The organism is Starkeya sp. ORNL1 (assembly GCF_012971745.1).
In the GTDB taxonomy this organism is placed as follows: domain Bacteria; phylum Pseudomonadota; class Alphaproteobacteria; order Rhizobiales; family Xanthobacteraceae; genus Ancylobacter.
In genome coordinates, this window is record NZ_CP048834.1 from 1,625,319 (window position 1) to 1,638,488 (window position 13,170).

Sequence of the window (13,170 nt, forward strand, 5' to 3'; positions counted from 1 at the left end):
GGCGGCGAACTTGATGCGTATGGAAGCCGCTGCCCCAAAAGACCCACGTGCTCGCGCTGCACAGCCGCGGGGTGCGTGGCTGGGAGCGGTGGCGAGGACGGTGGTGCCAGGTGCGCGGATATCGGCGGCGACGTCCGAAGGTATCGGCGCTCAGGCGCGGCGCTTGACGATGCGCATGTTCATTTCGGTGCGCAGCCGGAAGCCGAGCGCCGTGTAGAGCGAGATGGCTGGCGTGTTCGACGCATAGGCGTGCAGGAAGACAGTCTCGCCGCGCCCGGAAATCTCGCCCGCGACGAAGCGGAAGAGCAGCGTGCCGAGGCCTCGTCCCTGGAAATCCGGATGGGTGCAGAGGCCGCTGAGCTCGGCAAAGCCGGTCGGGCGCATCCGCTGGCCGGCCATGGCTATGAGGTTGCCGTCGACCTTTACGCCCCAGAAGGTTCCGAGCGCCTGCGCCCGCAATGTGAACGGGCCGGGATTGGTCAAGGTTGCAAGGGCGAGCATCTCCGCCGCATCGGCTTCCCCGAGCGGCTCGATCCGGCTGTCCACGATCCGCTCATAGGGACGTTCGGCGACCATCTGCACCAGATTGCCTTCGCCGACGACCATCAGTCCCGGCGGGATCGCGATCGGGCCGGCCTCGACCAGCGCCATGACCTCGTCGCGGGCCGGCAAATTCTCCAGCGCCTCGAGGCTTTCCGCCGCATCGTCGGCAGCGGCTGCGAACGGCACGATGGAGGGCGGGTAACGGCGGGCAAGCGCGTTGCCTTCGCTCAATGTCGCATGGGCGGTTCGAAGGGCATTCCAGGCCGGACGGTCAAGAAGGTGGTTCACGGCTTCTGTTCCTTGTCGAGATTGCCCCGGCGGGCGAGCGGCGCCTCGGCAAGCCCGCCCTCGATCGCCGCAAGCTGGTCGAGGAGCGCTCCTGAAATTCCGCCGCAGAGTTCGAACACCGCCTGTTCGACGCGCGGCCAGACCACGCGCTTCGAGTAGTTGACCAGCTCTTGTCCCTTGGGAGTCAGCGAGACCAGGCGGCGGCGCTGATCCCTGGCCGAGGCCTGCATGTCGACGTAACCCAGCTCCAGAAGCTGCGAGACGGTGCGCGTGGCGCCGGGCTGGGTAATGCCGACGGCCTGGGCGAGTTCGCCGATGGTCAGCGGCCCGCTGCGGTCAATGGCTGCAAGAAAGGGATACTGGGCGGCCTGAATGGAAACGCCGAGCTCCTCGATAATCTGCTGGGTATCGGCCTGAAGGCGCTCGCCGATACGGCGGAAGCGGCTGCCGAGGCAGAGCAAGCCCAGCGACTTCACGACATCCTCGACCAAGACCCGTTCCTCTCAATATCGATAAGCTATTATATAACGTGTTATATAATGGCGTCAACGCGATGGCATGCAGAGCGGGGGCCTTCGTCGTTCTGACGGCTAGGCGGCCCAGTCCGGTGCGCGGCCTTTCGGGTTGACGAGGCGGCCGTCGGGCTTGGCAACGCCGTCGATCCGCGCACGCTCGTCCGCGGTGAGGGCGAAATCGAAGATGTCGATATTGGCCGCGACGCGCTCGACGCTGCTCGAGGACGGGATGGCGCAAACGCCCTCATGGTCGATCAGCCATCTGAGAGCGATCTGCGGCACCGACTTGCCATGCGCGGCGGCAATGTGGAGGAGCGACGGCTCCTCCAGGATGCGGCCGCGCGCCAGGGGGCAATAGGAGATGAAGGCGAGGCCATGCCGGCGGCACGCCGCAATCATCCGCGACTGGTCGAGAAGGGGATGGAACTCCGCCTGCAGCGCCGTCAGCGGCTCGGGGCTGAGGCGGATCGCCTCCTCGAGCAGCGTCAGGTTGAAATTGGCGACGCCGATGTGGCGGGTGAAGCCGCGCCGCTTCATCTGCGCGAGCGCGCCTATGGTGGCGGCGAGGTCCATCGTCGGCAGCGGCCAGTGCACCATCAAGAGGTCCGCCTGGTCGATCCCGAGCGCGGTGAGGCTCTCCGTCGTCGAGCGCTCGAAGTCGACGGGGGCGAGGTCCTCGTGCGACACCTTGGTGGTGACGAACACCTCGTCGCGCGCAAGCGCGCTCTGCCGCAGCGCCTCGCCGACACTCTCCTCGGTGCCGTACTTGCGGGCGGTGTCGATATGGCGATAGCCGCTCCTGAGCGCCGCCAGTATGGATTCGACGGTGGTGGAGCGCATTCCGCCGGTGCCGTAGCCGATGGCAGGGATGGCGGCGCCGGAGGCGGTGGCGACCCGCGGGCCGCCCGCGGTGGTGGTCGTGGTCGTCGTGGTCATCTGGGCTACTCCTCCCGCGGGGCTCGGCTTGCAGCACGATCGGCTGGCAGGTGACCGAGTGCCATGTTGCTCTCGCCGACGCGACACATTAACGTCCTATGCAATCGTTTGCGCGAAATATCCAACCGACGCAAGCGCTGGCCGCGTCGCGTGCGGCCGCAGGAGGAAAGCCGTATGACCACTGCCGCCGAGGGCCGCGCCATCGTGTCGGACGAGAACCCCTTCTTCGTCACGCCAAGAGGCTTCTACCGCCGCTGGCTTGCCATGCTCGACGACCACGCCGAGTTGCAGGCCCATGTCGACAGCCTCAAAGCATCCACCGAGGACGAATGGGTGCCGGTCTGGCGCACTGCGGGCCGCACGCACGAGGACCGCGGCGACGCATTGGAGGCGCAGAAGGACTATGAGGGTGCCCGCCGCGAGCATCTCATCGCCAAGACCTACTACGCCATCGCCCGCTTTCCGTGGGAGCTGTCGCCCTTGAAGCGCGACGTGAGCGCCGATTGCGCCCGCGCCTTCCGCAAGGCGAACGCCCACCTCGATCCGCCGGTGCAGGTGGTCGACATCCCCTGCGACGGCAAGTCGATCCGTGCTCACTTCCGCGCCCCGAGCGCGTCGAGGCCGGTCGGCGCGGTGCTCATCATGTGCGGCGCGGACGTCTTCAAGGAGGATCGCGGCTGGGCGAGCGACATGTGCATCGCCGAGGGCCTCGCCGCCCTCGTCATGGATGCGCCAGGCACCGGCGAGAACCCGTTTCCGTGGGCACCGGAATCGGTGAAGGCGTGGATGGCCGCGGTCGACTGGATGGCCGCCCGTCCGGAAGTCGACGGCAACCGCATCGGCGCCTTCGGCATCAGCCGTGGCGGCTATTCGGTGATGCAGCTCGCCGGCGCCTATCCCGAGATGATCAAGGCAGTCGTCGCCTCCGCCGGGCATCCGTTCGGCTATGAGCTGACGCCCCAGGAGATGGACTGGGTCGTGGAGGGCCGCAGCCGCCGCTCGCTGTTCGTCTATGGCCCGCCCGGCAGCCCGCCGGCTTTTCCAAAATGGTCCAGGGAGAAGGAGACCGAGATCTTCGACCGGTGGTCGCTGAAGTCGCTTGGCCTCGTCGATCGCATCACCATGCCGACGCTCATGATCAACGGCAAGAACGACATCCTCGCGCCGATCGGCAACATCTACTACATGCTCGAGCACGGCCCGGTGACCGGCCGCGAGGCGCGGATCTACCCGGACGGCGGGCATTGTGCCTTCAAATACTACAAGGAATGGGCGCCCGCCTCGTTCAAATGGCTGGCCGACAAGCTGTCGCGCTGAGCGGCCCGCTTGATGCGGGTGCACCCGGCGGCGATGTGCCGCCAGGTGCCGGGCGGGTCTCAACCGCGCCGGGCGGCCTCGATCGCGGCGACGTCGATCTTCCCCATGCCCATCATGGCCTCGAAGGCGCGCTTGGCCTCGTCTCCGCCGGCTGCCATCGCCTCGGTCAGCACACGTGGCGTGATCTGCCAGGACAGGCCCCATTTGTCCTGGCACCAGCCGCAAACATTCTCCTGTCCGCCATTGCCGACGATGGCATTCCAGTAGCGGTCCGTCTCTTCCTGGCTGTCGGTGGCAATCTGGAACGAGAAGGCCTGATTGTGCTTGAACGCGGGGCCGCCATTGAGGCCGAGACAGGGAATGCCGGCTACGGTGAACTCGACTGTCAGGACGTCGCCCTTTTTGCCTGAGGGATAGTCGCTCGGCGCGCGGTGGACAGCACTCACCGCGCTGTCGGGAAAGGTCTCGGCATAAAAGCGGGCCGCAGCCTCGGCGTCCTTGTCGTACCAGAGGCAGATCGTATTTTTTGCAATTGGCATAGGTATTCCTCTCGATGTGAGCCAAGAAAACCATTCGCGTTTGCGCTCTATCGAAATAGGTCGCGAACCGCGCTGCTCCACCCCGGCAAGCATTGGTCGGCCGTCGGAATGCCGAGATTGACAACGCTCGCCCGAGCGTTGCGTGCGCGATGCGCTATTGATTGATCTCGGGCTCGACGAGCCTTGCCAGGTTGCGCAGCGATTCCTGCCAACCGAGATAACAAGCCTCCGCCGGGATCGCGTCCGGGATGCCCGCCTGCACGATTTCCAGCTCGGTGCCGACCGATACTTTCTTCAAGGTCACGGTCACCTGCATCTCGCCGGGCAGGCTGGGATCGTCGAACGTGTCGGTGTAGCGCACGCGCTCGCCGACAACGAGTTCAACATACTCGCCACCGAAGGCGTGGCTATCGGTCGTCGTGAAGTTCCGGAAGGACATTCGGAAGGTGCCGCCGACCTTTGGCTCCAGATGGTGCACGGTGCAGGTGAAGCCGTTGGGCGGCAGCCATTTCGCGAGCGCGTCGGCCTCGACGAAGGCGCGATAGATTTTCTCCGGGCTGGTGGCCAGAACGCGGTGCAGGCGTACGGTGCTGGGCATGCGCGTTGATCCTCATGAATGCTCGATCCATGTTGCAAGGACGAACGAGGCTTCGCCACTCCGACACCAGGCTTTCAGATTTCCAATGGCAGCGCCGCCGTCAGCTGCTTGATAAGCCGGCCCCTCAGCTCCGCAACCCCGGCGCCTCCTGCCCGGTGCGCGCGACGTACTCGACATAGCCGCCGCCATACTGGTGGATGCCTTCCGGCGTCAGCTCCAGCACGCGGTTCGACAGCGCGGCGAGGAAATGCCGGTCATGCGAGACGAACAGCATGGTGCCCTCGAAGCTCGCCAGAGCGCCGATCAGCATCTCCTTGGTCGCCATGTCGAGATGGTTGGTGGGCTCGTCCAGCACCAGGAAGTTCGGCGGGTCGTAGAGCATCTTGGCCATGACCAAGCGGGCCTTCTCGCCGCCGGAGAGCACGCGGCACTTCTTCTCGACATCGTCGCCGGAGAAGCCGAAGCAGCCGGCGAGCGCGCGCAGCGACCCCTGCCCGGCCTGCGGGAAGGCATCCTCCAGCGTCTCGAACACGGTGCGCTCGCCCTCCAGCACCTCCATGGCGTGCTGGGCGAAATAGCCCATCTTCACGCTGGCGCCGAGTGCCACCGTGCCGGCGTCCGGCTTGGTGGCGCCGGCGATCAGGCGCAGCAAGGTCGACTTGCCGGCGCCGTTGATGCCCATCACGCACCAGCGCTCGCGGCGGCGCAGTTGCAGGTCGAGCCCCTCATAGATGCTGCGATTGCCGTAGCTCTTGTGCACGCCTTTCAGGCTCGCCACGTCCTCGCCGGAGCGCGGCGCCGGGCGGAATTCGAACTCGATGGTCTCGCGGCGGCGCGGCGGCTCGACGCGATCGATCTTCTCCAGCTTCTTCACCCGGCTCTGTACCTGAGCGGCGTGCGAGGCGCGCGCCTTGAAGCGCTCGATGAACTGGATCTCCTTGGCGAGCATCGCCTGCTGGCGCTCGAACTGCGCCTGCTGCTGCTTCTCGTTCTGCGCGCGCTGCTGGGCGTAGAACTCATAGTCGCCGGAGAAGGTGGTGAGCGCGCCGCCGTCGATCTCCACCACCTTGGAAACGATGCGGTTCATGAACTCGCGATCATGCGAGGTCATCATCAGTGCGCCGTCATAATTCTTCAGGAACGACTCCAGCCAGATGATGCTTTCGAGATCGAGATGGTTCGACGGCTCGTCGAGCAGCATCACGTCCGGGCGCATCAAGAGGATTCGGGCGAGGCCGACGCGCATCTTCCAGCCACCGGAGAGCTTGCCGACATCGCCGTCCATCATCTCCTGGGTGAAGCCGAGGCCGGCCAGCACCTCGCTGGCGCGGCCCTCCAGCGCATAGCCGTCCAGTTCCTCGAAGCGGGCCTGCACCTCGCCATAGCGCTCGATGAGGGCTTCCATCTCGTCGGCGCGGTCGGGGTCGCCGAGCCCGGCCTCCAGTTCCTTCAGCTCGGCGGCGACCACGCTCACCGGGCCGGCGCCGTCCATCACCTCGGCCACCGCACTGCGGCCGGCCATGTCGCCGACATCCTGGCTGAAATAGCCGAGCGTGACACCGCGATCGACCGAGATCTGCCCCTCGTCCGGCGGTTCCTGCCCGGTGATGAGGCGGAACAGCGTGGTCTTGCCGGCGCCATTGGGGCCGACGAGGCCGACCTTCTCGCCCTTCAAGAGGGCCATGGAGGCCTCGATGAAGACGATCTGCTTGCCATTCTGCTTGCCGATATTGTCGAGACGGATCATGCGCGCGCGGTGCCTTCAGGGATTTAGCCCGCGCAGATAAGCCATCCCGACCCCGCGCGGAAGGTGACGCGGGGGCGCATGGCCGGATTTGACGTGGCGGAGGCGTTATAATGCCTTGCCGGCCTGTCCATCCTCGAAGGCCGCCGCCGGCGCTCCGCACGAAGGTGACGCCGGACCGCATGCCGTGCCGACCACGGCATGCGGTCAGAAGCGCGATCGGAACGTCTTTACGGCCCAGGAGCCGTCGCCCTCGTTCATCGTTGCCGTGAGTATCGTGTCACCATCCGTCCGCACGTTGACCAGACCATAAATGAGGCCCGCCACCAGTTTCGTGCGCGATAGCACGCGCTGTTTCTTTGCCGGACGCAGTGCGCCCGGCTTGGTCTCGGTGAATTCGATGGTGACGCGCTGCAGTTCGTTCGCTTCGATCCGCTGCTCCTGGTCGCTATCGGGGTCGCTAATCCGCAAAGCCTTCGGATTGCCGATGGAGACCGAGCGCGCCAGCTCGGTGGAGTAGACGAGAGGCGTGATGATCTCGTCGTCCTCAATGGAGAGATGTCCGACGGCGCCGCTGGCGGCGACCACACGCGGCTTGGGATGATCATGCCCCTCGCCGTCACCGGAGCTGATGATTGTCGCCGCCGGCGCCATGGCCTGAAGGAAGGCGTATGACACATCTTCGCTGCCATGGTGGCAGGCCTTGGCGACATCGCATTGAAACTCCAGCCGGCGGCCGGTGTAGAAATCGAGCAAAGCCTGCTGGCTTGTCTTGTTCAAGTCGCCGGTCAACAAGATCCGCGCGCGGCCAAAATCCATGCGCAGCAGGACGCTGTTGCCGTTCGTGGTCTTGGAATCCGCCCCCAGTTTCTGGAGGCCCGGCTGGCCATCGACGTCGAATTCGACGGGACCCAGAACATGGATGACCGGGCCATTGTCGTCGGGTCCGAAGCCGGGCAGGAATGGCGTGACGTGGCTGAGCCGGGTGATCGAGGTGGGCTGGCCGTCAGCGCGCCGCGCCGCCACCACCTTCCCGATGAAATTGCCCCAGGCACCCTGAAGCCTGGAGCCGCCCGGGCCGGCAGCGTTTTCGGCCGAGGCCCGGTCGCCGAGCAATTGCACCTGGTACTGCGCGTCGCCTCTCACCACGGTACGACCCAAAGTGCGATCGGTACCGTCCGGCTTGGTCCACCATGAAATGCCGGCGTGATAGAAAGCCTCGACATGGATTTCCTGGGTGTCGAGTTCGCCTTCCTGCGCCGTGTCCAGGAGATCGGCAAGGCCGCCATAGTGATCGAAATCATTGTGAGACGCGATCATGGCGTCGAGCGTGATTTCGTCCAGGCCGTAATCCTCAAAGAACTTCCAGTCCACAAAATCGGCCGCGCTCTTGCCGGTATTCTGCGCGCTGCGAGGATGGCCGCCATCGATCATGATGTGCCGGAAGTCAGGGGTCTTGATCAGCACGCCGTCGCCTTGGCCGACATCGATGAAATACACCTCCAGAAGAGACTTGCCGCCCCTCAGCGCATCCTCGTCGATCCAGCCGGCTCGCTCGCGGCCGCGTGCCCTGACGCGGAGGCGGCCATTCTGGCGCTCTCCAAGAAGATGGACGCCATCGCCCCATAACAGATAGCCGGCTGTCTTTTCTCCCGTCGAGTCGACAAAGAGATCTGCGGACTTCGCCCCGATAAACGCATCGAAATCAGGTTTCGCCATTTGCGTGTCCCCCCGCGGGCACATGATGCCACCTGAAGTTGTTTACGTAAATGGAGCACAGCCAACTCCCGTTGCCGAGTGCGGAGCTTGCACGCTCTTCCACGACCCTGTAGCGCGACTACCGCAATACGTGCTTGACTGTGCCGGACCAGCCGACTCCAGGGGGGCGTTGTGGCTAGGGTCGCCGATGATCTCGTTCGCCGGATTCTGTTCGATGGGCGCGCCGGGCTGCGGCTGCTCAATGAATCCGCCGTGCAGGTGGATGTCTGGATCGCCTTCGCCGGCAAGCCGGCCGATCCGGTCGACCTCCTGCTGACTCCGCTCGACACCACGCCGGCGGCCACTCTCGCCCGCGTGCTGCACAAGGCGCTGGACGGCGTGCCGACGAAGGTGCCGCGCCATATCGCGCCGCTGGAGGCCACGGTCGCGATCCGGCTCGGCTTCGAGGAGTTCGTCAGCGAGGTGCTGCCGTGCACCGGGCTCGACCTCGACGCTGCCTTCGACGACCTGCGCACCTTGATGCTGGCGCGCCGCGGCGGCGACATGGTGGCCCCGCTCACCGCGCGGGATCTCGCCGCCTTCATCGATGTCAGCCGCGGCCGGCTATCGCCGGAGGTCCGCGCCGCGCTGCTGGTCACCTTGCTGCTGCTGGCCCGCAAGCTGGATGCTGGCCTGCTGATTGCGAGCAACGATCAGTCCTCGATGCCGGTGATGGCCGGCACCGCCGGCGACATGCCGCTGCCGCTGGAGCGCGATCTCAGGCCACCCCTTGCGCGGGTCGACCCGTTGATCTGGCGGGTGGCGCTGAACCGGCAGGTGGTGCCGCTCTCGCTCTCGGTTTCCACCATCAAGGCGGACGCGGCGCAGCGGGTGTTCGACATTGATTGCCGCAACCTGACCTGGGCGGTGATCGATTCCGGCATTGACGGCTCCCACCCGGCGTTCCGCGACCACGCCGCCGGCAATTTCGCCACGCGCGTGGACAACGCCTATGATTTCGCGCGGATGCGGGCGCTCGCCTCGTTCGACACGCTCGCCGATGCCGGCCAGCGCGCGGCAATCCTCGCCGAGATCCAGGGCAAGCTGCTGATCGACGCCAACGCGGCGGCCGCCCTGCTCGCCCGGCTGCAAGCCGATGCGCAGGAAGGCCGGCCCTATGACTGGGATGCGCTCTCCAGGCTGCTGGAAGTGGCGCCCGACCGGCTCGACGCCGTCGCCGACGACAAGCCGGACGGCCATGGCACCCATGTCGCCGGCGTGCTGGCCGGGGATTGGCGCGAGGATGGCGGCGAGGTGTTCCGCGGCGTCTGCCCCAATCTGCGGCTGCTCGATCTGCGGGTGCTCGGCGACACCGCCACCGATACCGAGTTCGCGGTGATCGCGGCGCTGGAATTCGTGCGCTGGATGAACGGGCGCAACCGCTTCATGAGCATCCACGGGGTCAATCTCTCCATCGGCCTGGTGCATGATCGCGACAATTATGCCTGCGGGCGCACCCCGGTGTGCCTTGCCTGCGAGGCCACCGTCGCCTCCGGCGTCACCGTGGTCGCCGCCGCCGGCAATTGGGGCGCGCAGCGCTTCACCACCCATGATGGCGACTATGCCGGCTATGCCTCGATCTCCATCGCCGATCCCGGCAATGCGGCGTCGGTCATCACGGTGGGTTCCACCCATCGCGAGCGGCCGCACGAATATGGCGTCAGCTTCTTCTCCTCGCGCGGGCCGACCGCGGACGGGCGGGCCAAGCCCGACGTGGTGGCGCCGGGCGAGCGTATCGACGGGCCGCTGCCCAATCTCGGCTTCGGGCGGCTCGACGGCACCAGCATGGCGGCGCCGCATGTTTCCGGCGTCGCCGCGCTGCTGATGGCGCGGCATCCGGAAATGGTCGGCGATCCGGCCCGGGTGAAGTCGGTCATCATCTCCAGCGCCACCAGCCTCGGCCGCGAGTCCTATTTCCAGGGCGCCGGCCTCGTCGACGCGCTACGCGCCCTGCAAACGGTGTGAAAATGGCGAAGACAGCAAAACGAGCTTCCCCGGCCTCCCCCCCGCGGGCGCGTCGCACCCCGGCCGCAGCCGCCGCGGACACGGCGACGACCAAGAGCAAGACCGGCCTGATCTTCGAAGCGCTGCCGGCGCGCTATGGCGACTGCCTGCTGCTGACGCTGCCGGGTCCGGAGCGCCCGATCCGGCTGCTGGTCGATGGCGGGCCGTCCGGGGTGTTCCGCACCTCGCTCAAGCCGCGCCTCGACGAGATATCGGCCGGCCCGCCGGCGGAGAAGCCGCTGGCCATCGACGCCGTCATGGTCAGCCACATCGACGAGGACCACATACTCGGCATCCTCGATCTGTTCGGCACCCTGCGCGACGCCGATGAGCGCCGGGCACCGCGCGCCTACCAGCCGCGCTGGCTGCTGCACAACAGCTTCGACGGGCTGGTCGGCGAAGGCGAAGGCGGCGCGGCGCGTGCCATGAGCGGGGAGACGGTGCTGGCGAGCCTCAATGCCGTCTCCGGCGTGCTGCTGGACGACAAGGCGCACACCGCCCGTCTCGTGCTGCAAAGCTATGGCCAGGGCAGCAAGCTCGCCTCGCTGGCCGCGGCGCTCAAGATCAACCGCAACCCGCCGGATCAGGGCCTGATCCAGTTCACCACCGCGCAGCCGCGGGTGCTGCGGCTCGGCGATGCGACACTCACCGTGGTCGGGCCGCTGAAGGAGGAGATCGACGATCTGCAGAAGGAATGGGCGAAGTGGAAGGCGAAGCAGAAGGACAAGGACGCCACCGCCGCCCTCGCGGCCTATCTCGACAAGAGCGTGCCGAACCTTTCCAGCATCGTGGTGGTAATGGAATGCGGTAGCCGGAAGCTCCTGCTTACCGGTGACGCGCGGGGCGATCATGTTCTCGAAGGGCTGGAGGCCGCCAAATTGATGCCGGCATCCGGACCGCTGAAGCTCGACATACTGAAGCTTCCGCACCACGGCTCATCGCGCAATCTCGACGTCTCGTTCTTCAAGAAGATCCAGGCCGACCATTACGTCGCCTCCGCGGATGGCACTTACGGCAATCCCGACCGGGAGACGCTGGAGATGATCGAGAAAGCCCGCCCGCAAGGCGGCTTCACGGTGCACCTGACCTACAGCGCGGAATCCTGCGACGCGACGCATAAGGATTGGCTGAAGGATCGCAAGGAGGGCCCCTTCGACCCCAAGAAGCACGCCATCGCCGACATTGTCGGGCGGTGGAAGTCCGAGGGAAAGATCAGGGTCGCGGAGGGCCCGGTGAGGCTGGCGCTATGAGCGGCGCGGGATAGTCGACGACCGGGCTCTCCGGCACGGGCTCGGCGACCGGCGCCGCGGGCTCCGGTATGATACGCTCGCCCAGCGTCTCCGCGTCGACCGGATTGAAGTCGGCCGCCGCGCCCCAGAGTGTCGCCTCGTCATGGCCGCGCAGATTGAGTGCGCGGCGCAGCGCGCGGATGGCCGGGCCGGCCTTTTCGGGCGCCGTCCAATAGGACAGATGGCGGAACCGCGGTGTGCCCATCGGCACCCGGATATCGCGCACGCCGGCGCCGAGCAGCGAGGCGACCGGGCCGGAGATGAAATCGCCGAACAGGCCCAGCGCACTCGGATAATAGATGTTGGTCCACACCGTCGGGGCGAACACCGCGCCATGGTGTGGCGTCCTGGTGTCGGCGTCCGGCGGATAGGAGAAGCGCGGCGGCTTCTTGCGCTCCAGAAAAGGCGGCACGGTCGGCGCCTCGCGCAGCGCCTTGCGCGCTTCGAGATCGGCCTCGTCCTTGCCGAGCAGCACGTCAGCCTTCGACAGCGGGCAGCCCATGGTGACGAAGTCACTGACCAGCCACAGCGGCTCGCCGGCCTTGTTCTTCATCTTCGACAGTTCGGCGAAATAGGCGCGCTGCAATTCGCGATAGTCCGACAGGCCGTCCGGCGCGTCCTTGTTCAGCGTCGGGGTAATCTCCTCGAGCAATGTGAGGAGTTGCATCGCCCTGGAATGCTTGCCGTGGCCGGCGAGCAGATCCTCGCTATGGAGCCGGCCCCAGGCGTGATTGAGGATATCGTAGCCGATCACCGAGCCGAGCGAGTGGCCGGCCAGGATGATGCGGTCATATTGCCCGCTGGTGTGGAGCTTGGTGATGAGGTCGATGCCCGCCTCGCGGATCGCCTGGCGCGCGGCGACATTGCCCGGCGCCGGGCTCAGATAGCGGGCGGCATCGCCCAGCACGGGGACGATCCACACCGTGGCGAGGAGCGAGGCCGCGGCGACGATCGCCGACAAGATGAAGGACGGCCAGCCGACCAGATCCCACAGCTTCAGCGCCGTGATCAGCACGAACACGCCGATGATGAGGGACAGGATTAGCCCGACAATCCAGCCCGCCTTGAGGCGCGCCGGCACCCGCGACGGCGAGCGGACCAGCAGCCGCTTCAGCCAGCCAATGACGGCGCCGAGCGTGTTGCCCTGCATCATGTGGGCCCAGTAGAACTCGAAGAAATCGACGCGCCGCCGCTTCTCGCCGCTCCAGTAGCGGGTGGTGATGCGGCGCAGTTCGAAGCTGCCGGTGATGCGGTCCGGCGTCGAATAGATCTGCGTCTGGCCTTCCGGGATCAGTTCCGGGTCTTTCGTCCAGGCGGCGTCGGCAAATCCGCGCAGCGTCTCCATCGGCCATTGCTCGCCCATGCCGTGGATGAGCACCACCGCGGTCCTCTTGCCGTCGCGCGCCGGCGTGACGGCAGTGTCGGGTATGAAGGTCGTCGCGTCCGATTCCATTGATGCCGCCCCCGGCCAGAATTGTCGCCATGCCGAAGTGAAGCCGGCACGCTAATCATGGATTGTGATGCGACCAGAATACATGATTTTACGGCAGGCGATATTTGCATGATCGGCAAATGGCTAACGCGCATAGCTTCGCTATGGCCGCCTATACTGCCGGCCTCGCGACTAATCGGCGTGCGA

11 protein-coding genes are annotated in these 13,170 nt (G+C 66.2%); 3 read left to right on the top strand and 8 right to left on the bottom strand.

Annotated elements, in window-relative coordinates; genetic code table 11:
- Positions 1-150: 150 nt before the first annotated feature.
- The 3 genes from G3545_RS07875 to G3545_RS07885 all read right to left on the bottom strand — a co-directional run bounded on the left by G3545_RS07875 (position 151) and on the right by G3545_RS07885 (position 2,282).
- Positions 151-831 (bottom strand): GNAT family N-acetyltransferase, encoded by a 681-nt coding sequence (locus G3545_RS07875; protein WP_170011423.1) that lies wholly within the window; start codon positions 829-831, stop codon positions 151-153.
- Positions 828-1,322 carry a MarR family transcriptional regulator gene (locus tag G3545_RS07880; protein WP_170011425.1) on the bottom strand — a complete coding sequence of 165 codons (495 nt, stop codon included), beginning with the start codon at positions 1,320-1,322 and terminating at the stop codon, positions 828-830. The genes G3545_RS07875 and G3545_RS07880 overlap by 4 nt, the downstream gene beginning before the upstream one ends.
- Before the next feature lie 99 nt (positions 1,323-1,421).
- Positions 1,422-2,282, bottom strand: a complete 861-nt coding sequence (locus G3545_RS07885; protein ID WP_170011427.1) for an aldo/keto reductase — start codon at positions 2,280-2,282, stop codon at positions 1,422-1,424.
- A 174-nt stretch (positions 2,283-2,456) separates the two neighbouring features.
- Here G3545_RS07885 and G3545_RS07890 point away from each other — a divergent pair, with 174 nt between their 5' ends.
- Positions 2,457-3,599 (top strand): alpha/beta hydrolase, encoded by a 1,143-nt coding sequence (locus G3545_RS07890; protein WP_170011429.1) that lies wholly within the window; start codon positions 2,457-2,459, stop codon positions 3,597-3,599.
- Positions 3,600-3,658: 59 nt separating this feature from the next.
- Here the strand turns inward: G3545_RS07890 and G3545_RS07895 are convergent, their stop codons facing one another.
- The 4 genes from G3545_RS07895 to G3545_RS07910 form a co-directional block, all read right to left on the bottom strand.
- Entirely contained in the window at positions 3,659-4,132 is a 474-nt protein-coding gene (locus tag G3545_RS07895; RefSeq protein ID WP_170017959.1) for a VOC family protein, read from the bottom strand.
- Positions 4,133-4,292: 160 nt separating this feature from the next.
- The gene (locus tag G3545_RS07900) at positions 4,293-4,736 is read right to left on the bottom strand and encodes an SRPBCC family protein (RefSeq protein ID WP_170011431.1); all 444 of its coding nucleotides are present in this window, start codon (positions 4,734-4,736) and stop codon (positions 4,293-4,295) included.
- A 124-nt stretch (positions 4,737-4,860) separates the two neighbouring features.
- On the bottom strand, positions 4,861-6,483 hold the full coding sequence (locus tag G3545_RS07905) for an ABC-F family ATP-binding cassette domain-containing protein (RefSeq protein WP_170011433.1): 1,623 nt from the start codon (positions 6,481-6,483) through the stop codon (positions 4,861-4,863).
- 204 nt (positions 6,484-6,687) lie between these two features.
- A complete protein-coding gene (locus tag G3545_RS07910; RefSeq protein ID WP_170011435.1) occupies positions 6,688-8,199 on the bottom strand; it encodes an MBL fold metallo-hydrolase in 1,512 nt (503 codons plus the stop codon).
- A 171-nt stretch (positions 8,200-8,370) separates the two neighbouring features.
- Here G3545_RS07910 and G3545_RS07915 point away from each other — a divergent pair, with 171 nt between their 5' ends.
- Positions 8,371-10,203 (top strand): S8 family peptidase, encoded by a 1,833-nt coding sequence (locus G3545_RS07915; protein WP_170011437.1) that lies wholly within the window; start codon positions 8,371-8,373, stop codon positions 10,201-10,203.
- A 2-nt stretch (positions 10,204-10,205) separates the two neighbouring features.
- Positions 10,206-11,492 carry a hypothetical protein gene (locus G3545_RS07920; RefSeq protein WP_170011440.1) on the top strand — a complete coding sequence of 429 codons (1,287 nt, stop codon included), beginning with the start codon at positions 10,206-10,208 and terminating at the stop codon, positions 11,490-11,492.
- Here the strand turns inward: G3545_RS07920 and G3545_RS07925 are convergent.
- Positions 11,455-12,984, bottom strand: coding sequence for a hypothetical protein (locus tag G3545_RS07925; RefSeq protein ID WP_170011442.1), 1,530 nt, complete (start codon positions 12,982-12,984; stop codon positions 11,455-11,457). The genes G3545_RS07920 and G3545_RS07925 overlap by 38 nt on opposite strands.
- Between the last annotated feature and the right edge of the window lie 186 nt (positions 12,985-13,170).

Bases quoted from the DNA above. Each gene is read 5' to 3' on its own strand.
- G3545_RS07920 (WP_170011440.1), top strand. From the start codon at position 10,206: ATGGCGAAGACAGCAAAACGAGCTTCCCCGGCCTCCCCCCCGCGGGCG.
- G3545_RS07900 (WP_170011431.1), bottom strand. From the start codon at position 4,736: ATGCCCAGCACCGTACGCCTGCACCGCGTTCTGGCCACCAGCCCGGAG.
- G3545_RS07905 (WP_170011433.1), bottom strand. From the start codon at position 6,483: ATGATCCGTCTCGACAATATCGGCAAGCAGAATGGCAAGCAGATCGTC.
- G3545_RS07925 (WP_170011442.1), bottom strand. From the start codon at position 12,984: ATGGAATCGGACGCGACGACCTTCATACCCGACACTGCCGTCACGCCG.
- G3545_RS07890 (WP_170011429.1), top strand. From the start codon at position 2,457: ATGACCACTGCCGCCGAGGGCCGCGCCATCGTGTCGGACGAGAACCCC.
- G3545_RS07910 (WP_170011435.1), bottom strand. From the start codon at position 8,199: ATGGCGAAACCTGATTTCGATGCGTTTATCGGGGCGAAGTCCGCAGAT.
- G3545_RS07885 (WP_170011427.1), bottom strand. From the start codon at position 2,282: ATGACCACGACGACCACGACCACCACCGCGGGCGGCCCGCGGGTCGCC.